At 58.0% G+C, this 19,649-nt stretch carries 17 protein-coding genes; 7 read left to right on the top strand and 10 right to left on the bottom strand.

Going from position 1 to position 19,649, the window contains the following annotated elements; genetic code table 11:
* The 3 genes from JXO48_07310 to JXO48_07300 form a co-directional block, all read left to right on the top strand.
* A partial coding sequence (locus tag JXO48_07310) for an aminopeptidase P family protein (protein MBN2283683.1) occupies window positions 1-330 on the top strand: 330 nt, incomplete at its 5' end.
* 19 nt (window positions 331-349) lie between these two features.
* Window positions 350-1,639: a DUF362 domain-containing protein gene (locus JXO48_07305; protein ID MBN2283682.1), complete on the top strand. Its 1,290-nt coding sequence runs from the start codon at window positions 350-352 to the stop codon at window positions 1,637-1,639.
* A gap of 27 nt (window positions 1,640-1,666) precedes the next feature.
* Window positions 1,667-2,608: a 3-hydroxyacyl-CoA dehydrogenase family protein gene (locus JXO48_07300; protein MBN2283681.1), complete on the top strand. Its 942-nt coding sequence runs from the start codon at window positions 1,667-1,669 to the stop codon at window positions 2,606-2,608.
* Between the two features lie 54 nt (window positions 2,609-2,662).
* Here the strand turns inward: JXO48_07300 and JXO48_07295 are convergent, their stop codons facing one another.
* Genes JXO48_07295 through JXO48_07280 form a run of 4 tightly spaced genes read right to left on the bottom strand, consistent with a single transcriptional unit; the run spans window position 2,663 to window position 8,917 of the window.
* Entirely contained in the window at window positions 2,663-3,487 is an 825-nt protein-coding gene (locus JXO48_07295; GenBank protein ID MBN2283680.1) for a phosphoribosylformylglycinamidine synthase subunit PurQ, read from the bottom strand.
* Window positions 3,488-3,495: 8 nt separating this feature from the next.
* The gene (locus tag JXO48_07290; protein ID MBN2283679.1) at window positions 3,496-6,468 is read right to left on the bottom strand and encodes a phosphoribosylformylglycinamidine synthase; all 2,973 of its coding nucleotides are present in this window, start codon (window positions 6,466-6,468) and stop codon (window positions 3,496-3,498) included.
* Window positions 6,469-6,495: 27 nt separating this feature from the next.
* Window positions 6,496-7,521: a 6-phosphogluconolactonase gene (locus JXO48_07285; protein MBN2283678.1), complete on the bottom strand. Its 1,026-nt coding sequence runs from the start codon at window positions 7,519-7,521 to the stop codon at window positions 6,496-6,498.
* Between the two features lie 46 nt (window positions 7,522-7,567).
* Entirely contained in the window at window positions 7,568-8,917 is a 1,350-nt protein-coding gene (locus tag JXO48_07280) for a phosphoglucosamine mutase (protein MBN2283677.1), read from the bottom strand.
* A 292-nt stretch (window positions 8,918-9,209) separates the two neighbouring features.
* Between JXO48_07280 and JXO48_07275 the strand changes: the two genes are divergently transcribed.
* Complete coding sequence (locus JXO48_07275) at window positions 9,210-9,425, top strand: acetyl-CoA carboxylase biotin carboxyl carrier protein subunit (GenBank protein MBN2283676.1); 216 nt, start codon at window positions 9,210-9,212, stop codon at window positions 9,423-9,425.
* A 13-nt stretch (window positions 9,426-9,438) separates the two neighbouring features.
* Here the strand turns inward: JXO48_07275 and JXO48_07270 are convergent, their stop codons facing one another.
* The 3 genes from JXO48_07270 to JXO48_07260 all read right to left on the bottom strand — a co-directional run bounded on the left by JXO48_07270 (window position 9,439) and on the right by JXO48_07260 (window position 12,919).
* Window positions 9,439-10,299: a ribonuclease D gene (locus JXO48_07270; GenBank protein MBN2283675.1), complete on the bottom strand. Its 861-nt coding sequence runs from the start codon at window positions 10,297-10,299 to the stop codon at window positions 9,439-9,441.
* Between the two features lie 34 nt (window positions 10,300-10,333).
* Entirely contained in the window at window positions 10,334-11,707 is a 1,374-nt protein-coding gene (locus JXO48_07265; protein MBN2283674.1) for a sodium:solute symporter family protein, read from the bottom strand.
* 69 nt (window positions 11,708-11,776) lie between these two features.
* Window positions 11,777-12,919: a geranylgeranyl reductase family protein gene (locus tag JXO48_07260; GenBank protein ID MBN2283673.1), complete on the bottom strand. Its 1,143-nt coding sequence runs from the start codon at window positions 12,917-12,919 to the stop codon at window positions 11,777-11,779.
* Window positions 12,920-13,298: 379 nt separating this feature from the next.
* On the opposite strand from JXO48_07260, the gene JXO48_07255 reads away from it, so the two are divergent.
* The 3 genes from JXO48_07255 (at window position 13,299) to JXO48_07245 (ending at window position 16,151) form a co-directional block, all read left to right on the top strand.
* Window positions 13,299-14,279 (top strand): iron transporter, encoded by a 981-nt coding sequence (locus JXO48_07255; protein ID MBN2283672.1) that lies wholly within the window; start codon window positions 13,299-13,301, stop codon window positions 14,277-14,279.
* A 121-nt stretch (window positions 14,280-14,400) separates the two neighbouring features.
* Window positions 14,401-15,123 carry a cytidylate kinase-like family protein gene (locus JXO48_07250; GenBank protein MBN2283671.1) on the top strand — a complete coding sequence of 241 codons (723 nt, stop codon included), beginning with the start codon at window positions 14,401-14,403 and terminating at the stop codon, window positions 15,121-15,123.
* Window positions 15,124-15,311: 188 nt separating this feature from the next.
* Window positions 15,312-16,151, top strand: coding sequence for a universal stress protein (locus tag JXO48_07245; GenBank protein ID MBN2283670.1), 840 nt, complete (start codon window positions 15,312-15,314; stop codon window positions 16,149-16,151).
* Here JXO48_07245 and surE read toward each other — a convergent pair.
* The 3 genes from surE to JXO48_07230 are packed head-to-tail and all read right to left on the bottom strand — an operon-like array spanning window position 16,141 to window position 19,512.
* Entirely contained in the window at window positions 16,141-16,917 is a 777-nt protein-coding gene (surE, locus tag JXO48_07240; GenBank protein ID MBN2283669.1) for a 5'/3'-nucleotidase SurE, read from the bottom strand. The genes JXO48_07245 and surE overlap by 11 nt on opposite strands.
* Window positions 16,918-16,937: 20 nt before the next feature.
* The gene (locus JXO48_07235; protein MBN2283668.1) at window positions 16,938-18,884 is read right to left on the bottom strand and encodes a penicillin-binding protein activator; all 1,947 of its coding nucleotides are present in this window, start codon (window positions 18,882-18,884) and stop codon (window positions 16,938-16,940) included.
* A gap of 55 nt (window positions 18,885-18,939) precedes the next feature.
* Window positions 18,940-19,512 carry a phospholipase gene (locus tag JXO48_07230; protein ID MBN2283667.1) on the bottom strand — a complete coding sequence of 191 codons (573 nt, stop codon included), beginning with the start codon at window positions 19,510-19,512 and terminating at the stop codon, window positions 18,940-18,942.
* Between the last annotated feature and the right edge of the window lie 137 nt (window positions 19,513-19,649).

The raw sequence follows: 19,649 nt of genomic DNA, 5'->3' as shown, positions 1-19,649 counted from the left end.
GATCACGATGTGCTGACAAAATGGCCGAAATCTCCGGAGTATTGGGGTTTCAGTAACTGGGCTGAGGTGATGCCATATGCGGTCGGTCACGGCCTGGGATTAACGCTCCACGACCCCCCTGGTATCAGCGCGTATGCCAAAGCCATGGGCATGCCTCCAATTGAGCTGAAAGAGGGAATGATCCTGGCTCTGGAAACCTATGCCGGTCATAAAGGCGGAAAGCACGGTGTCAGGCTGGAAGAGGATGTTCTGGTCACGAAAGACGGGTACGAGGTCCTGTCGCGCTGGCCGATCAAAGAACTGATGGAGTGCTGGATCCCGTACAATTAAAAAAAGAGGGAGAAGTAATATGGCGAAATCAATCGTTTCAATCGTAAAGGGAGATGACCCCGTGAAGATGGTCGAAACCGTTCTGGATCATCTGGGCGGTGTCACCTCTTTGATCAAAAAAGGCTCAACGGTGGTCTTAAAGCCAAACGCCGGTCATCCCGGACCTGCCGAAACGTCCATAAACACCAGCCCGGATTTCGTATCGGCAGTGATCAAGATCATTCGGAAGGCGGACCCCGGGAAGATCATTCTGGCCGAAGCGGCCGCCATCGGCTGCGACACGATGGAGTGCCTGGAAACAAGCGGGATAAAAAAGGCCGCTCTTGAGGCCGGGGTGGATGAGATCATTGATATCAAAAAAGACAAAGACCTGATCAAGATACCCATCAGGGATGCCAGATCAGATATTCAACGGGTCCTGCTTCCCCGGTTCCTGCTTGAAGCTGAGCATATCGTGAATCTGCCGATCTTCAAATCCCACTGCAGCATGGTGTTTACCTGTGCCTTGAAAAACATGAAAGGGGTGGTTCAGGATAAGGTTCACTACCAGATGCATCAGACAAATCTGGCGGAAGCCATGATGGACATCTGGTCGGTCATCAAAGCCGATCTGAACATTGTGGATATGATCCGTCCGGCCGAAGGGTTCGGCCCGCATTTTACCATGCCCACTGATCTCGGGTGTGTTCTCGCCGGTAAAGACCCGGTGGCGGTAGACGCCACGGCATGCAGGTTGACCGGCCTGGACCTGGATAACGTGCCCTATTTCGGCCCTGCCCACGAGCGCGGCATCGGAAATTTCAGGGAAGATCAGATCGAGATCCGGGGACGCACTATCGAAGAAACCAGACGGGTCCTGTGGTTCCCTTACCTGGAAGGTTTTGACAAATACCCGGAATATACGATCGACACTACGGGAGCCTGCAGCAGTTGCCTGGCCCTGGTCGGCCTGACCATGGAAAAGCTGAGGTCACTCGGTCAATATGAAGACAACAGTGACGTGACGATCCTGGTCGGTCGAAAAAAGGAAATTCCTGAAGATATTCCGCCAGATAAGCTTATTCTCATTGGCGATTGCCTGAAAAAGTTCAGAAAGAAAGGCATTCACGTGGAGGGCTGTCCGCCGGGTGAACCGGCCCCTCACTGGGCTATCGTGGACCGGATGGCAATATCGGCGGAGGAAATTGATATAACCGATCCTGAGATATTCAAAATTGCCAGGGCCAGGATGGACGAGGAAGCACCTTCATTGATCGAACACATGAAAAAGCTCAAGGCTGAATGGGACAAACGACACAACAGCCAATAAAATGCTGGTAATATGGAGAATATCAATATGAGATCAGAGGATATTAAAAAAACGATCGTCGTCGGAGCGGGCGTAATGGGCAACTCCATTGCCCTGAGCTTCGCAAAGGCCGGTATTGAGGTCGCCCTCGTGGATGTGAATAAAAAGACCCTCGACCGCGCACTGAAGCTCATACGGTCAAGTCTGAACACGCTGGCAGACCATGGAAGCATCGCCGGTGACGAGATCCCTTCGATCATCGACCGGATACAGGTTTCCACAGACCTCGAATCTTCAGCCCAAAACGTCGATTTTGCCATGGAAGTGGTCGTTGAGGTCGAAGATGTAAAAAAGAAGGTCTTCTCAGAGCTGGCCGGCCTAATCCCCGAAGATGCGATCATTGCAAGCAACACCTCGGGACTGGATGTCTTCAGCTTCGCGGAGATCAAAAGACCGGAGAGGCTGGTCGTGGCCCACTGGTTCGCCCCGGCGCATATCATACCGCTCGTCGAGGTCGTTCCCGGGCCGAAAACCGCTCCGGAGGCTGTTCAGGTTACCGCAGACCTGATGAAGCGGCTGGGCAAAAAACCGGTAGTAATGAAGGAATTCGTCCGTTCCTTCATTGTGAACCGGATCCAGAACTATATGGCCATCGCGTATTTTGAAATACTGGAAAATGGATGGGCGACCGCCGAGGATATCGATCAGGCGGTAAAAACCAGTCTGGGTATCAGGCTGCCCATCGTCGGTGTCGTTCAGAACATGGATTTCACGGGTCTCGATCTGGTCCTGGACGTCATGAAGAGTCACGGGGTGAACAATACGTTCATCGAGCAAAAGGTAAAGCGGGGTCACCTGGGCGCGAAGACATCAAAGGGTGTTTACGACTATAACGGGAGAAGCGAGGAAGAGATCCTTAATAAGCGTGATCGACTGTACCTCAGTGTGCTGGACCATCTGGAAGACATGAACGCGTTTCAACCGGTTTAAAAACGGAAAAGGTGCTGTCTTTTTCAGGTTTCAAGGGGTCAAGGGTTACAGGGTTCAGAGATCCTTCCTGATAAAATCGACGGCGTTCCTGAAAAGGCGCAGGCCCATGCCTTCTTCGGGAAGGTTCTCCCGGGTCCAGCGCGGATGGTTCGTGTAGTGGAGGTAGGCTTCGGGATGCGGCATGAGGCCGAAGATACGTCCCGTTGGATCGCAGATACCCGCCACGGCATCTTCGGAACCGTTGGGGTTCAGGGGATATTCCATCACCGCGGTGCGGCAGGAGGCATCGCTGTACTGAAGGGCGATCTGGCCGCTCGCGGCGAGGCGCTGCCGGAGCGCTTCATCGGCGACGACAAATTTCCCCTCGCCATGCCGTACCGGCAGGTAGAGGCCATCGAGACCTTTTGTGAACACGCAGGGTGATCCGTCGTTCACCTTGAGATAGACCCACCGGTCTTCGAAACGTCCCTCGTCGTTGAAGGTGAGCGTGACGGCCTGCCGGTGATAATCACCGTCAAAGGCGGGCAACAGCCCCAGTTTGACCATGAGCTGGAACCCGTTGCAGACACCGATGATCAGTTTCCCCTCGTGAATGAATTTCATGAGCTGCTCGTGGAGCCTCTCACCGTCGCCTTTCACGAAGGCGTGCATGATCCGGTGGGCGCCGGCCTTTGCCGACCCGAGGTCGTCCCCGTCAAGAAACCCGCCGGGCAGGTTGAGCAAATGATACTCATCAAGTTTCTTTTCCCCCGACAGAAGCTGGCTGATGTAGACGATATCGACCTGATCCGAGCCGGCGAGTCTGCACGCATGGGCCATCTCGCGCTCGCAGTTGGTGCCGTTTCCCGTAATGACGATCGATCGTACGTTCTGTATCATCGCATCCTTTAAAAATTGAGCGGTTCCTGCCAGGCCCGCTTCAGGTCATGAATGGTTTCGTTAATGATCTCATTACCGCCGATGCCGATGACGCGGAACCTGTCGCCACTATCAACGACGCCCACGGCGGCGCAGACCGTATCTGCCATAACTGCCTCAAAACGCTCACGGTTTTCAGGACTGACGGTCACGACGAACCGGCTCTGTGATTCCGAAAAGAGGAGAAGGTCATCTCTTGCCACGCCATCTGCAGGGACCTTTGAAAGATCGACCGTCATACCCAGGCCACCGGCGAAGGAGGTCTCCGCCAGCGACACGCCGAGGCCGCCGTCCGAACAGTCATGACAGGAAGCGACCAACCCCTGCCGCATGGCCTCGGCAAGCGCCTCGTAACGCCGGCGGGCAGCCGGGCCGTTCACCTTCGGTACGGTGTTTCCCACATACCCTTTCGAGGCGAACCACTCCGACCCTCCCAGTTCGTTGAAGGTCATTCCCAGAACGTACACCAGGTCCCCTGCCTGCTTGACGTCCATGGTGACGGCCTTTCGTACGTCATCGATCTTTCCCAGGGTGGAAAAAAGCAGTGTCGGGGGAATGGATATCTTCGTCCCCCCGATGATATAGTCGTTCTTCATGCTGTCTTTTCCCGATATGCAGGGAACACCGAAGAGGACCGTATAATCGTACAGGGCGCGGTTCGCGCGGACCAGTTGCGCCAGCTTGTAGGGGCCGTCGGGGTTCTTTTCGGACGCAACGGGATCACACCAGCAGAAGTTGTCGATGCCGGCCGTCCGGTCGAGCGACCCACCGACGGCGATGGTGTTCCGGATGGCTTCGTCGATGGCGCAGGCTGCCATGTGATAGGTGTCGATATCACCGTAGCGGGGGCAGATACCGTTCGCGACGACGATACCCTCGAAGGACTCGAGGACGGGACGGATGACCGCCGCGTCGCCGGGGCCGTCGTTGGCAATCCCTACCAGGGGTTTTATCACGCTGCCTCCCTGGACCTCGTGATCGTACTGCCGGACAACGGATTCCTTGCTGCATATGTTGAGCCGTCCGAGCATCCCGCGGAGCGATCTTCCCGGGTCGTCGGGTTCCGGGAAATCCGGTTCTTCATGGACGGGGGGCAACCATCGCGCATCGAGGCGCATCTGGGGCAGGCCTTCATGGAGGAAGGCCATCTCCAGGTAGGCAACGGTCCGGTCGCCATAGCGGATGTGGAACATGCCCGAGTCGGTGAAGGCACCGAGGATCGTTGCCTCCACATCCATCTCGGCCGCCAGGCGCATGAATTCCTTTATGTTTTCGGGAGGTACGGCCAGGCTCATCCGCTCCTGGGCCTCGGATATAAGGATCTCCCAGGGCTTGAGGCCGGCGTATTTCAGGGGCGCCTTCTCCAGGTCCAGATCACACCCGCCGCAGAGGGTGGCCATCTCCCCCACCGACGAGGAGAGCCCGCCGGCGCCGTTATCGGTGATGGCGCGGTACATGCCGCGATCCCGGGCGATGAGGAGAAAATCCGTCATTTTTTTCTGTGTTATGGGGTCACCGATCTGGACGGCCGTTACCGGGGAGCCTTCGTGAAGCTCCTCGGAAGAAAAGGTGGCGCCGTGGATCCCGTCTTTTCCGATCCTGCCCCCGGTCATGACGATGATGTCACCGGGGATGATCTCCTTGGTATGGGTCGGCACCCCATCGATACGGGCCGGCATGATCCCGCCCGTCCCGCAGTAGACAAGGGGCTTGCCGAGGAAGCGATCGTCAAAGACGATGCAGCCGTTGACGGTCGGGATGCCGCTCTTGTTGCCCCCGTGCTCGACACCCTCGCGGACACCTTCGAAGATGCGCCGCGGGTGCAGGATGCGTTTCGGCAGGGGCTCGGCGTAATAGGGAGAGGCGAAACAGAAGACATCGGTATTGAAGATGAGCCGCGAGCCCCGGCCTGTTCCAAAGGGATCGCGGTTCACGCCGACGATGCCCGTCAGGGCCCCGCCGTAGGGATCAAGGGCGGATGGAGAATTGTGGGTCTCCACCTTGAACACCAGATTGTGGTCGTCGTTGAAGGCGATGACACCGGCATTGTCCACGAACACGGAAAGGCACCAGTCCCGGTCGCCGAGGTCTCCCCTGATATGTTTTGTCGCTGCCTTGATGCAGCTCTTGAACAGGGAATCGATCTGCTCCACACCCCCCTGTTCGTCCCGATAGGTGATGAAACTGTTGAATATCTTATGTTTACAGTGCTCGGACCAGGTCTGGGCGAGTGATTCCAGCTCCACATCGGTGACCTTTTCGCCGAGGCCCACCCGGTTCCGGCGCTCCACGACCCGGGGATCACTGAAATAATCCCTGATGACCTTCATTTCGTCGATGGTCAGGGCCAGGACCCGGGTATTGCTGATCGCCTGGAGCTCATCGTCCCCGACGTTCAGGTCTATCTCATCGGTGGTGGGCTCGTCATCGATGACCACCCGGGGAACATAGGGCCTGATCCCCGTCCGGGGGTCCCATTCATGCCCGTCGCAGATCTCGTAACGCTGGATGAGGTCGTTTGCCAGAAGTCCCGATGCGATCTGTTCCGCCTCATGCCGTGAAAGGTCGCCGGAGATGACATACTGTCGTGATGTGTAGACGTGAACGGTCCCGGCACCGTTGAACAGGAGCCGGGCCGCCTCGGTGGCCGTCTTCCCCACGTTGTCGGTGACACCCGGCCGGAACCCGACCTCGACAAGCCAGTCGAAGGACCGGGCGATGCATGCATCTATGGAAAAACGCTGGATCACCGGGTCGGAAAAAGGGCCGCCGGCCAGTTCTTCCAGCTGCGCCGGGGACAGGTCTCCCTCGACGGTGTACACCTCTATGGTTTTCACTTCCTCGACGGTGATACCCAGGTGCTCGATGATCTTTCGCTTTGTCTTTTCACCGATGGCATCCCGGATGCCGTCCTTGAAACCTACTTCAATTCTGTGGATCATGGATCTCACGCCTTAACTGGTGATCCTTCATTCCATGAGGCAGGTCTCGGGATTCCTGGAAAACCGGAGGTCGGCGACCATCCGTTCCGGCCGTTCACCGCTGATGTCCTCGATGACGACACCCCGGTCCTCAATGATCTCCCGATGGCCGATGACCTGCTCGGCGGCGGCCCGGTCAATGACATACAGCATGGTGCCGCCCTGCTTCGCCAACTTCTGGCCGTAGGATATGGGCACCGCCGGTGACGGCTCTTCCAGCAGGGACGCCGCCACGGGTTCCGCTTTCCGCGGCCCGTTGGCCAGAAGCAGGACCGTGCGGGCCCGGTATACGAGTTCGGCACCCATGGATATGGCGTAGCGGGGGCTTTCCTCGATGCTCGCGAAGTGTCCGTCGCTTACGGCATTGGAAACGGTGTTATCGTCAAGCTTCACCAGGAGTATCTCGTTGCCTTCAAAGGGGATCCCCGCTTCGTGAAAGGCAACGTGACCGCGGCCGCCGACGCCGATGACGTGGAGATCGATGCCGCCCCGTTCCTTTATCTTCGCCGCGTAGGCATCAAGAATGTCGTTCCGCACCCACCGGAGGTACCCGGAGCGGGCGTCTTTCCTGATCACGATGGCCTTCCCCTTGTCGGCCCCCTGTTCCGCCCAGTCATCGGGGTTCGCCTCCAGTTCCGCCATCAGCTTCTCCTGATCGATCAGCGTACCCCAGGGGACGTTCGTCTCGCGGAACTTCTTTCGAAGCAGGCCGAAGAGTTCCTGGACCATGAAAAAACTGTAACTCTCGGGATGCAGCGCCCGCTGCTGGGCGTTCTCTCCGGGAAGCCCCACATATTCGTCAAGATTGAAACTTTCTATCTTCGAGCTGTCCACATGACCAGCGTTCGCCGCCTTCGCGAAATGCTTGTACAGTCCCGTGGGACTGTTCCCCGTCGCGAGGCCCAGCACATAGCGCTCCTGCCCGTCACATCGTTTCCTGATATCATCGAGAACCAGGCGCGCGGCCACTTCGCTCATATGATCGAAATCTCTCGTAATGATCACTCTGAACATGACAGAGGCTCCTTCATGATCGCCGACAGCATCGCCACCCCGGCGGTTATCCGATCCGTTCCTTCACTACGTCAGCTATCTGCTTGCAATACCGCTCCGTCTCCTCGTCGGAGGGGCCTTCCACCATGACCCGGCACATGTTCTGGGTGCCGGAATACCGGACAAGGACCCGTCCCTTGTCGCCAAGCTTGTTCTCAACGTCGCCGATCACCTGCATGATCTCCGGGACCGTCTTGATGTCCGGTTTCGATCGTACGTCGATGTTTATCAGTTTCTGGGGGAACACCTTCATGATCTTCGCCAGTTCGGAAAGCGGCTTCCCCTCGCGTTTCATTGCCCTGAGGACCTGGATCGCCGTTATGATGCCGTCCCCGGTGGTGTGATGGTTGAGGAAAATGACATGCCCCGAGTCTTCTCCACCAAGAACCGATCCCCGTTCCTTCATCATTTCAAGGACATACCGGTCACCCACCGGCGCCGTCGCCTTCTCGATGCCGAGCTGTTTCAGGGCCTGGCCGAACCCGATATTGCTCATGACCGTCTCAACCACCAGGTTGTTCTTGAGCGATCCCTCATCCTTCATCATCTTCGCGCAGATGGCCATGATCTGGTCTCCCGTCAGGACGGTCCCCTTCTCATCGACGGCAATGCACCGGTCACCATCGCCGTCAAAGGCGAAGCCCGCGTCGGCACCTTTTTCAACCACCTCGGCGGCCAGCACTTCCGGGTGCTGGGACCCGCACCGGTCATTGATGTTCTCCCCGTCGGGATCGGAAAAGATGGTATGCACGTCGGCCCCCATCTCGAAAAAGGTGCTCGGGGCCACCCGGTACGTGGCGCCGTTCGAGGTATCAAGCACGATCTTTATGCCCTCGAGGGTTACTTCCTTCGGAAAGGTGTTCTTGGCGAACACGATGTAGCGCCCCCGGGCTCCTTCGATATTATAAGCCTTGCCAAGTTCCCGCGGTGATGGATGAAGCCCCCCCATGTCGTTCGAAAGAATCAGTTCTTCGATCTCCATCTCTTTTTCATCGGGCAGCTTGTAGCCGTCCCCGGAAAAGATCTTGATCCCGTTGTCCTGAAAAGGGTTGTGGGACGCCGATATGACGATGCCCGCGTCGGCCCGCATGCTGCCCGTCAGAAAGGCAACCCCCGGCGTGGGCATGGGACCGACCAGGAAAGCGTCCACTCCCATGGAGCAGATACCGGAAACAAGGGCATGCTCGAGCATGTAACAGGAAAGCCGCGTGTCCTTTCCAATAATGATCCTCGGCTGATGCCCGGCACGCTTGAAAAGATGGGCCACGGCCATGCCGATCCGCAACGCCATGTCAGCGGTCATGGGATATTCGTTCGCGACTCCCCTGACACCGTCGGTACCGAAAAGTTTACCCATAATTGTTTCACTCCTTTTGCGTTTCGAAGATTCTCCCTCAAAAAGTGGATTGTATATATTATTTCATTTTCCTTGACAACAGATAAAACGGCGCACAGTCCACCACCACGGAATTCCTCCGTTTTTACCCATCCATCATGATCCGTCAGATAATTCTTCAAAGACCGGCCGGCATGGAAAAACAGTTTTCTTAACGACGGCGTCATGGTATGTAATCATCGCGTGACGGCCCTTCTCCCGAATCGGGTCCTTTTTGAAGCGGCCGTTGAAAAATTTTTTGGAGGTGGACAGCATGGCGGAAGAGATCAGGGCCCCCATGCCGGGCAGTATCGTGGAGATCCTGGTGGCTGTGGGAGATGAGGTAGAGGAAGACGACGAGCTTCTCATTCTTGAAGCGATGAAAATGGAAAATCCCGTGTGCGCGCCCTCGGCGGGCGTGGTGAAGGAAATTCTTGTCAGCCCGAAGGAAAAGGTCGAGGTGGACCAACTCCTGATCGTTCTCGAGTAACCGCGGGGGGCTTTCATCCCCGCCCCTCCACAACCGCTGCTCCAAGGATCTCGGCAAGCTCATCGCCGTATTCGGCGATCTTCCGCGGCGTAAGGATGTGCCGGAGGTCCCGGTCATCCGGCGATCCGGCCGGCAGGAGCGCCAGTGCGAGCAGTTCCTGATCGCTGAATATCATGAACCGCGAGCGGTTCGTCCTTTCAGCCGTTTCAAACCGCCAGTGATACAGTTTCCGCAGCCGTTCACACTGGTCCCCGTCCAGTTCCTCAACGCCCGGTATCCTGTAATATCCATCGGGATCAAAGGTTTTTTCATTCCAGCGCAGTTTCGTCATGGCCGTGAAGGTTTCCCGGGCCTTTTCATCCAGACCTTCTTCACGCAGACGGGTTTCGAGCACCCGGTAAAGATCGATGAGAAAAATCGTGTCCCGCACGGCATAATGTATCTGTTCATCCGACAGGGGGCGCTGATCCCATCGTGACCGCTGCAGCCGCTTTGTTTTTATCAGCTCCGCACCCAGGTAATCGGCCACGATCGAAGAAAGGGCCAGGTGGGAGTTTCCCAGAAGTGATGCCGCCCGGTGCGTGTCGAACACCGGGTTTACCGTGAACCCGTAATCACGGCCCAGCAGGCGGATATCGTTATCCCCGGCATGCATGACCTTCAGGATGCGGGGATCTCCGAAGGGCTCCCGAAGCATCGCCATATCGATGTCGGCAAGAGGATCAACGAGATAGGTGACCGATTCGGCCCGTATCTGTATCAGGCACAGTTTTTCCCGAAAATATCGAAACGAATCGTATTCGGTATCCACGGCAATGATCGATGCGTTCCCGATATGCGCTCGCGCTCGTTCCAGTTCTTTCGTTTTGTCCACCCATATCCACCGATCACACATATATCCGCGCCTTCTATGTCCTTTCCTCCCATCGGCGGCCCAGGCGGCTCCCGGCAAAAAGCAGCAGCACCGAAAGGGGAAGAGTAATGAGGATCGCCCGGTCACAGCCCGCCAGCTTCAGAGCCAGGGCGAGCCCCCCGCAGCCGGCTATGGACACATACACCCCGGCGGCGCGCAACGCAAAGCGATCCTTGTAAAAACCGAACAGAACGGGCATGAGCAGACCCGCTGAAAAGACCGTATATCCGAGCAGCAGGGAAGCGATGACCCCCCGCAGCTTCAGGGCGATAAAGAGGGACAGCAGGCCGATCAGGATGATCGCCACCCGTGAGATGGACAGGAGACGCTCCCCGCTGATGCGGGACCGGGACAGGGGATCGACGACGTCAACGGCGATGATGGTCCCCGTCGTCAGCAGGCATGTGTCCGCCGATGACATGACCGCCGCCAGCAGCGCCGCGATGACAAGGCCGTTGAACCCTGCCGGGACGACCGTTCCGATCAGGACGGGGAAGGCGCTCTCCGGGGCTATTTCCGGAAAGAGCACCCGCGCCGACATGCCGATGGCGGTGATCAGGAACGCCAGGGGTATCATGACGGCGGCCGTCAGCAGAAGCGCCCTGCGGGCCGTCCGGGTATCCCTCGAACAAAGCACCCGGGAATAGATATCGGGCCCCACCAGGAAGGTTGACCCCACGAACAGGAGGAAGACCAGGAGGTCGATCCAGCCGAAGCCGGGATTGACGGGAAAGGAAAAAAAGGAACGGGGCAGGTGGTACGCGATGCCCGCCGTACCTGCGGCGCGCAGGCTCGCAACGAAGCAGACCAGAGTCCCCGCGCCGATGATAAGCGCCTGGATCCCGTCGGTCCGCAGGATGGAATACTGGCCGCCCAGAACGGTATACAGGATGAAAACGGCGGCGGCGATGCCCATGAGCATCGTGAGGTTCTCCGGCCAGAGGACGGCCATGATCTTTCCCGCCGCGACGATCTGTCCCGCGATGATCCCCAGCCAGGCCGTCACGATCAGGACCGAGGCGGCTATTTTTGTTCCCCGCTCCCCGTACTGCTGCTCGAGAATACCGGGAAGGGTATAGACCCCGCTTTCCCGGACCCGTCCCGCGAGCCACAATGACAGAACGGTCAGGCCCACGACGCCCGCCAGCATCCACCAGGCGCCGACCAGACCTTTCTGGTAGCCGAGACCGGCGAGGCCGATCGTACTGGAGCCTCCTACGGTGGTGGCCAGCAATGATCCGGTAATGGCCGCCGTTCCGCCCCCGCGGTCGGCCACATAGTAACTGTCGGCACTTGTGATGCGTCGCATGCTGAGGACGCCCACGAGGATCATCCCCAGGAAAAAGACTATGACGATAACGCTGTTCATTCAGAACCCCGTTGTTCTCTCGAATACGAACTGTTGGGTATCACAGATGCTCCGGAAGGGTCAACCTGTTCAGCGGCCCCGCGAGAAAATACGAGCGGGGAGGCGGGGAACGAGCCAGCGAAGATAGGAGGCGTACTGTCCTTCTTCAAGGGATGTTTCCAGATATTTTTCGAGGGACCCCGCGGTTCCCGTCAGGACCCGGTAAAAAAGGGACGGGGTCCCGTAAATGATCTTCGCGGACAGGAGCGCGTACCGAAGATTGCCGCCGAATTCGCCGCGGCACAGGCGTTCATATCTTCGTGCCGGACCGGGTTCACCTGACCCGGCCAGGGTGTCTGCCGCAACGGATGCCGCGATCTGCCCGGACCGGATCGCGTAAGGGAGCCCTTCTCCGGTCAGGGGATCGACAAAACCCGCCGCGTCCCCGCAGAGCATTACCCGGGAACGAACAACCCTGCGCCTGATACCGCCGGCGGGAATGACATGGCCCCGCACGCGGCAGGCACTTTCAAAGCCGCGGTCGTGAAGAAATCCCGCCATTGTTCTCTGCGGCCGCGGGAGAATGGCTGCCAGAGAGCCGATGCCCACGGAATAATACCCGTCATGAGGAAATATCCAGCCGTATCCGTTCGACACGGCGTCGAAGTGGATCTCCACCATGCCGGGGAGACGGTCGTCGATGACGTCATTCCTCTCGGATATTTCAGTTACAAGACAGATACCGTATTCGTTCCTCCGATCACGCCTTCGAACACGCTCTTTCAAACGTCCCTGCGCACCCTCGGCGATCACGACGAACCGCGCCCGGCAGGCCCCGCCCGTCGTGCTCAACTCGACGCAGTTTCCGCGTTCCTCCACATCGATGACCCGCTGACCCATTCTGATCTCGGCGCCGGCTTCCCGGGCCTTTTCAAGAAGGAAGGCATCAAAGGCGCTTCTCGTCACCATCGTGGCCAGCGGCATTTTCCCTCGTCCTTCGAGCTTTCGGCCCCGGATATGAATAAACCCGCCGGTGATATTCTTTTCACAAAGTTCGGGAGGGAGGGAAAAGTCGAGATGGCGGAGGATCCGAAGCGAAAGACCGCCCGCGCAGGCCTTGTACCGGGGGAAATGGGTCTTCTCAAGGATAAGGGTTCGAAGCCCCCGAAGGGCGGCCGTCCGTCCCGCCGAGGAACCCGCGGGTCCGCCGCCGACTATCGCCAGGTCGTACATGCTGCCTCATCCTCCCGTTTCGGGGCTGCCCGCAACCCCCGTCTCCGCTTCAAAAGCGCGCCGTATAGTACCACACTCTCCCCGGCGTTGAAAGGCACATTCAAGGCGAGGATTACGGATTACGGGGGATTGGGGATGCGGGAAAGAAGCCGTTAAGAAAGGTCGATTGACACCATGTGAAACATTCGTGTATACATGAAACACTGTTCACGGAGGTCCCGAAGCGAGAGAACAGTAATAAATCGCGGGAGAGGCTATGGCGCACAAAAAGATCGAGCGGAAGAAAGAACTGGACCGTCGGCGGAGACGACGGAAAAAGAGGATCAAATTACGGGGAAAAGAACAGAAACCCGGATCAAGAACATAACCATCCCCCTTCATGCGTGACAATAATCGGCTGATGCAATTACGGGAAGCTCTCACCGAAGGTGTGCGCAAGGGGTGGTCGGGTTTTCTGTGGATGATGAAGATCATCATCCCCGTTTCGTTCCTGACGATGCTCCTGGCATGGAGCGGCGTGCTCGAACGTTTGAATCCCCTCATCGGCCCCGCCATGAACGTGCTTCACCTGCCGTCGGCGGCGGCCCTGCCACTGCTCATCGGCATGCTGACCGGCATCTACGGCGGTATCGCCTCCATGGCCGTCCTGCCCTTCACCACGGAAGAAATGACCCTCATTGCCATCTTTCTGCTCATCGCCCATAACCTTATCCAGGAAAGTATCATTCAAGGCAAATCGGGGGTGAATCCCTTCGTGGCGCTTATTTTCCGTCTCTGTTTCGCCACCGTTACCGTCCTTATCGTGGCACCCTTTCTCGGGATGGAGGGAGCGGGAACGGGGGTACCGGTAGCGGCGGCGGAAACGGTCGAGCATTCTCTGCGGGACGCGCTCACCGAATGGGCGGGAACGACCCTGGTCCTCAGCATCCAGATATTCGGGATCATCATGGGGATCCTCACCAGCCTGGAGATCCTGAAGGCCCTGGGCTGGACAGACCACATCGTCCGCGCCTTCACCCCGCTCCTGAAGATCATGGGTCTCAGCCGGCAGGTGGCCGTCCTCTGGATGACGGCGGTCATTTTCGGACTCTCTTACGGCGGGGCCGTCATCGTCGAGGAGGCCCGCGCCGGCAATATCACGAGAGAGGAGCTCCGTGAGCTCCATCTTTCCATCGGCATCAACCATTCCATGATCGAGGACCCGACCCTTTTCCTCCCTTTGGGCATCGGCGCCTTCTGGCTCTGGGTGCCGCGCTTTGTAATGGCGCTGGCAGCGGTCAGGCTCCTGACCCTGTGGTACCGGTTGCGAGCGAGGGTCACCGGCGTGACCGGCGGCCCGGACGGAAACCCGTCCAATTAAGCTATTGACAACATCTCGGGGAGTATACTACCATGGCACCATAGGATTGAGTGATAGGTCAGCGGGGTTTCTCAGCACATCCACCTTTTGTCTCGACAAACGCGAACAACAAGGAGTTGCCATGATTACCGAGCACACGCAGCAACGGACAGACAAACTTATTGAGGAGCAGGTTCGAAAGTGGGAATTGGAGAAGAGCGCGCGCAAAAAACGGGGAAAGCTCCCGAAACCGGTGATCACCATTTCCCGCCAACCGGGCAGCGGTTCCCACCTGATCGCCCCGCTCATCGCCGAGGAATTCGAAATCGACCTCTTTGACGACAAAATAATCGATGAAGTGGCCGAAAGCGCCCGCATGAGCGAAAAGGTGATCGCTTCCCTGGACGAAAAGATGCGGAGCACTCTCGACAACTGGATCCAGTTCCTGAAAACCACCCGCTGGATGATGGCGGACAAGTATCTCTTTCACCTGACAAAGGTCATCGGCACGGCGGGAAGGCACGGGGGTGCCGTCATCATCGGCCGCGGGGCCAATCTGATCCTCCCTCCCGATGAAACGCTCCGGATACGGCTCATCGCCCCCATGGAAGTAAAGATACAGAACCTCTCCGAGGGGCTCAAAATCTCTGTAAAGGAAGCGGAGCGGAAAGTGATCCAGATGGAGGCCGAACGGAAGGCGTTCATCAAGAAACTTTTCAAGGTCGATATCGACGACCCCATTCATTACGACCTGATCATCAACACACAGTATGTAGGCATGAACGCGATCATCGACATAGTGAAGGCCACTATGAAGCAGAAGAAACTCCCCTCACGGCGCACGACCGACGCAAAGAGCGAATAAGCCCGGCGGGGGCGGAGGGCCGCCGGTCCCACGGAACGTGAAGAACGGTTTTCCCGCAAGGAAAACCGTTTTTTTGTGGTACAAAAACGGTGGATTCAGAAAAAAACTCATGGTAGAGTAACCCATGTGTTTGAAATGGCTCTGCTTTTGCCGGCATCTGTGCCCGGCCGCCGGAGAAAGGGGTGAGTATGGACAAAACGGTACTGATACCCACTGACGGGTCGGAATACAGCACGATCTCCCTGGAATACGGCATACACCTCGCCCGGGCTATCGGTGCCCGGATCAGGGGGCTCTGTATCATCGACATCAAGGTCATCCAGGGACCGCTCCTCGACGATATATCAGGGTTCACGGGGATCTCCACTTCACAGGACGTCGTCCTGCTCATCGAGAAAAGCCTGAATGAACGGGCGGACGCGATCCTGAAAAGCTTCCATGACCGCTGCGGAAGCGGTGGAGTGGAGGCGGAAACAATAAAACGGACGGGCATCGTCAGTGAGATCATCGTCGAAGAAGCCGAGGGAGCCGACTGCATACTGATGGCCCAGCGGGGTGAGCATACGGCGTTCATCCGCCGCGGCCTTCTCGGCTCCACGTCGGAATCGGTCGTCCGCATGTCGGGCAAGCCGGTCATCATAACACCTCTCGAGTACAGGGAGATCAGGGGGCTGGGGCTTGCCTACGACGGAAGCGGGGCCGCGGAACGGGCCCTGGACATTGCTGCCGACATGGCAGGGACAGCGGGATGGCCCCTGTCAGTCATTTCCATATCGGGCGACCCTGACCATACCAGGGACCTGCAGGCTCGGATCGATGCCGCCCTTTCCGGCGGTGAAACCGCCTATACCGTCACCATCCGGGACGGCAAGGAGGAACAGGAGATCATCTCGTTCACGGAAACTCCCGGCGTGGACATGCTGATCATGGGAGCATACGGACACAGCAGGATCAGGGAACTGATCCTGGGAAGCACCACATCCTACGTCATCAGGAACAGCACCATTCCCGTTCTGCTCATTCGGTAGAGAGAAAGGCCCCGATCCGATCCTTCAGTTCATCCAGCACCTCCAGACGGGTCAGGTCGAACTGGATTGGCGTGATTGATATGAATCCCTGCGCGAGAGCGCTGGCATCGGAGTGTTCGTCCTCGCCCTCGGAAAGGAGCGTTTCCCCCGCCAGCCAGTAATAGAGATTGTTCCGGGGGTCCTCCCGGGGTTCAAAGGCCTCGACCAGACGGGCCCGCCCCTGGCGCGTAACGACCACTCCTTTGATCCGGTCTTCGGGCAGGGCGGGGATGTTGACGTTCAGTGTCACCATCCGGGTGAAGCTGTTCTCCATGAGTAACGACACCAGCTTCCGGGCCCACCGGGCGGCCACGGCGAAGTCGGCCGTTTCCGTTCTCGTGTCAAGGGATACTGCCATGGAGGGGATACCGAGGATGGCTCCTTCCGTCGCCGCCGATACGGTGCCGGAATAAATGACATTGATGCCGACGTTGGCACCGACGTTGATCCCCGACACAACAAGATCCACCGGTTTTTCAGACAGCTCCTTGACGCCCAGCTTGACGCAGTCCGCCGGCGTTCCGGCCACGGCATACCCGTAAAAGCGCCCGTTGCGCTTCACCTTCCTCACCATCAGCGGCCGGGCGAGGGTGATCGCGTGACCGACGGCGCTCTGTTCCGTCTCCGGGGCGACGATCAGACAGTCCGCGTCCTTCGACAGTTCATTAAACAGAGAGCGCAGCCCATCGGCGTAAATTCCATCATCATTCGTCAGAAGAACCCGCATCGGCATCACCCGTCATCATTTCAGTGGACCTGTACGATCTCATCATTGTGAACCCTGAGAATGGAGAGGGTCTTTTCAGTATCCCCCGTGGGCGTCATTCTCGTCACGCCGGTGACACCCTCAAACCGTTCCAGGTTGAGCAAGGCATCCTTCAGTTCACTTCTGGACCTGACGGAACGATCCTCGATGACCCGGATCATTATGCGGGTCGCATCGAAGGCCAGCGCCTCCAGCGTCACCGGTTCCCTCCCGAAGGCGGCATAGAATCCATCTATAAAATCAAGCACTTCGGGTTTGCTGCTGTTTGCAAAGAACCCATCGGTGAATACGGCCCCCTCGAGGTAATCGCCGGCGGCTGTCAGGCGTTCCGCGTCGTTCCATTCACTGGTCCCCAGAAGCTGGACCGCCGTAACATCGTAAAAGGCAAGCTGGGGAGCGATCATTGAAACGCGTTCCGCCGTATCGGGAACGAAGAGGGCGTCGAAATCGATGATCGGCTCCACCTCTTCGCCGGCCGCGATCCCCTCTTCAAGAACATTAAGCCCGGTCAGCGCCTTGATCTCCTCTCCAAAATCGGTCTGGTCCACGGCATACCCCTCGATCCCCCTGATCCTGCCTCCCCGGCGGTCGATCTCGTCCCAGAAGAGATGAACCATTCCGATCCCGGAAGGATCGTCGGGGTAAAGAACGGCAAAACTTTTCATGCCGAGGTTGTCGACGGCATAGGCGACGAGCGTCTGTATCTGCATCCTCGGCGTCATTGAATTGCGGAACACATAATCACCGGTCTCCGCAACGGTGTCGAGCTGGGTCAGCGTAAGGATCGGCACGTGCGCCTCCTGGGCGCGCTCGGCCGCAGCAAGGGAAGGAGCGCTTCCGAGTGGACCGATAATGCCGATCACATTGTCGGCGGCAAGTCTGTCGACGGCCGCGGCGGCACTGCCGGGGTCGCTCCCTGAATCCTCGAAGATCAGGGTAACGCGACTTTTTTGCGAAGGCTCAAAGATGCCGGCCGCGAATACGATGGCGTCGAGGGCCCGGATACCGTAGGCGGCATATTCGCCGGTGAGGGGAAGTATGCACCCGATGGTAAAGGGACGGACGGAGGCCCGCGCTTCTATTTCCTCCTTCAATATCCTTCCTTCTTCAAAGAAGGGATGACCTTCATGCCGGGAAAGAAAGGTCTCAACGGCCCGGCGTGCCTTTTCAAGGTCATCGGCGGCAAGGTAGGAGCGTGCCAGTGAAAGAAGAATGATGTCCGACGGATAATCGCGCTGATACCGGGACAGGGCCGCTTCCCGCTGCTTCACGGTCAGGCGGTTCCTGACGATATCCTCGATCCTTCCCCTGAGGGTGCCTGCAAGCTCGCCGGACGCGGGTTCGGCAAGAGCCTCCACGTACGCCTCCAGTGCCCTGTCATAGGCTTCCCGTTCCATGAAAAGATCGCCCCGCAGGTATTCGAGCTCGGCCTTACGACGGGAGGTCAGGGGTTCTTTCAGAAGTTCTTTCGTCAGCGACTCCGCCGCATCGAGCATGCCCCGCTCCTTGTACGCCAAGGCACGGAAATAGCGTGCTTCATTGTACAGCGGATCACCTTCACGGCGTTTCGGAACGCGGTCGAGCTCGCGCAGGGCCTTGCCGTATTCCCCCTGGTGAAGATAGATCTGGCCCTTTCTCAGGAAGGCCCACCACAGGACCTTTCCTCCCTCGACCTGCGCCGCCAGTTCACCATAGAGAACAAGGGCCGCGTCGTACTGCTTCCCCTCCAGCGCGTCCTCGGCCATGATGAAGAGGGGCCGCACCGATTCAGGCACCTCTCCAGGCAGAAGGATCGGCGCTTCTTCTTTGGCCGGGAACAGGGTGGCACAGCTGCTGATCACCAGCAGCAGTATCACTATTATTCCGAAGGCACCGTATGTTCCGCCCCGCATGGTCGACAGGGACCGTCGCGTATGGGTTCCTCTCAAGGTCGATGTCCTCGCGAAACGTCGCACAATGGTAATGGATACGACGGGTTCAGGTTCAATGAAGTGCCCCGAGATACCGCAACACCTCGCCGGCCACGGCGGGAGAATCGATGAAAAGGGACATTTCGTGATTGTATTTCAAGGCCGAGTTCGTCAGGTTATGGCTCCCCAAAAGGACATAACGGTCGTCAAAAACGACGACCTTGGCATGCGTCGTCCTGCCGGGACCGTCGAACCGGACCGTTACATTACCTTTTTCCAGGCGTTCAGCCGTTTCCCGGTTATCAGCGGTTACCGACGAACGGGCATCGCTGTCCTGCTCCAGGATGACCGTTACCCGGACGTCCCGCCGGACCGCCTCGATCAGGTGCCGGACGACCGTATCAGGATAACTTTTCTCGTAACCGCTCGTCTTGAAAAGGAAAAAAGCCATGGTAATAGTTCGCTGCGCCCCATCGATGGCATCGATCAAGGCCGGGTAATACTCACCATCGGCAAGAACCTTCACATGCCGGCACTCACAGCCGTCACCGTATGTCTCCACCGGAACACAGAAGGTCAGAAGAAGCAGGAAGAGAAACCATATCCTCCTTTTCACGGTCATGTCATCCGCCCTGGAATCGCTCATGACGCCCCCCGCATCCGGTGAATGCTGAAACCATAACCCAAAGCCAGGGCAAGAACAAAGATTTTTTTCGTCACCCGCCGAACGGGGTGCTCATTTTTCTTTTTGCAAACGAGTTGCAATAAACGTATAATAGGCCA

Source organism: Deltaproteobacteria bacterium (assembly GCA_016933965.1).
Lineage (GTDB): Bacteria > Desulfobacterota > Syntrophia > Syntrophales > UBA2210 > JAFGTS01.
This window is presented reverse-complemented; position numbering and strand designations above follow the sequence as displayed.

Bases quoted from the DNA above. Each gene is read 5' to 3' on its own strand.
- JXO48_07305 (MBN2283682.1), top strand. From the start codon at position 350: ATGGCGAAATCAATCGTTTCAATCGTAAAGGGAGATGACCCCGTGAAG.
- JXO48_07300 (MBN2283681.1), top strand. From the start codon at position 1,667: ATGAGATCAGAGGATATTAAAAAAACGATCGTCGTCGGAGCGGGCGTA.
- JXO48_07295 (MBN2283680.1), bottom strand. From the start codon at position 3,487: ATGATACAGAACGTACGATCGATCGTCATTACGGGAAACGGCACCAAC.
- JXO48_07290 (MBN2283679.1), bottom strand. From the start codon at position 6,468: ATGATCCACAGAATTGAAGTAGGTTTCAAGGACGGCATCCGGGATGCC.
- JXO48_07285 (MBN2283678.1), bottom strand. From the start codon at position 7,521: ATGTTCAGAGTGATCATTACGAGAGATTTCGATCATATGAGCGAAGTG.
- JXO48_07280 (MBN2283677.1), bottom strand. From the start codon at position 8,917: ATGGGTAAACTTTTCGGTACCGACGGTGTCAGGGGAGTCGCGAACGAA.
- JXO48_07275 (MBN2283676.1), top strand. From the start codon at position 9,210: ATGGCGGAAGAGATCAGGGCCCCCATGCCGGGCAGTATCGTGGAGATC.
- JXO48_07265 (MBN2283674.1), bottom strand. From the start codon at position 11,707: ATGAACAGCGTTATCGTCATAGTCTTTTTCCTGGGGATGATCCTCGTG.
- JXO48_07260 (MBN2283673.1), bottom strand. From the start codon at position 12,919: ATGTACGACCTGGCGATAGTCGGCGGCGGACCCGCGGGTTCCTCGGCG.
- JXO48_07255 (MBN2283672.1), top strand. From the start codon at position 13,299: ATGCGTGACAATAATCGGCTGATGCAATTACGGGAAGCTCTCACCGAA.
- JXO48_07250 (MBN2283671.1), top strand. From the start codon at position 14,401: ATGATTACCGAGCACACGCAGCAACGGACAGACAAACTTATTGAGGAG.
- JXO48_07245 (MBN2283670.1), top strand. From the start codon at position 15,312: ATGGACAAAACGGTACTGATACCCACTGACGGGTCGGAATACAGCACG.
- surE (MBN2283669.1), bottom strand. From the start codon at position 16,917: ATGCGGGTTCTTCTGACGAATGATGATGGAATTTACGCCGATGGGCTG.
- JXO48_07230 (MBN2283667.1), bottom strand. From the start codon at position 19,512: ATGAGCGATTCCAGGGCGGATGACATGACCGTGAAAAGGAGGATATGG.